The sequence below is a fragment of the Actinoplanes sp. KI2 genome (assembly GCF_025630775.1).
Lineage (GTDB): Bacteria > Actinomycetota > Actinomycetes > Mycobacteriales > Micromonosporaceae > Actinoplanes.
In genome coordinates, this window is sequence record NZ_JAOSZE010000185.1 from 1 (window position 1) to 301 (window position 301).

Genomic DNA, 301 nt, shown 5'->3' on the forward strand with positions numbered 1-301 from the left:
CAACGCCGTTCAGTTAAGGAACTCGGGCGGCCGTCAAGGTGTGTTGAACGGGAAGTGAGAAGCGGAGTTCCGGTATAGAGGTTCGTCACTCCAAGACAACCCCGAACCAGGAACTCCGCTTGGTCGATCAGATTGCCATAACCCGCACGGTCACGGTAGCGGCGGGACCGTTCGCTGCCGGTCATCTCGGTGAGCTGACCCGCTTGATCCCGTTCGAGATGATCGACGAGGTCCTCACCGCGACCCATCGCGTCCAGCACCGGGTCCGCTTGTTACCGGCCCGAGTCGTGATCTATCTGCT

Annotated in this window: 1 protein-coding gene; it reads left to right on the forward strand. The window is 60.5% G+C overall.

The features are described 5' to 3' along the window. Positions 1-218 precede the first annotated feature (218 nt). Positions 219-301, forward strand: an 83-nt coding sequence (locus ODJ79_RS46890) for a transposase domain-containing protein (RefSeq protein WP_263030221.1), incomplete at its 3' end; no start/stop codon positions are given.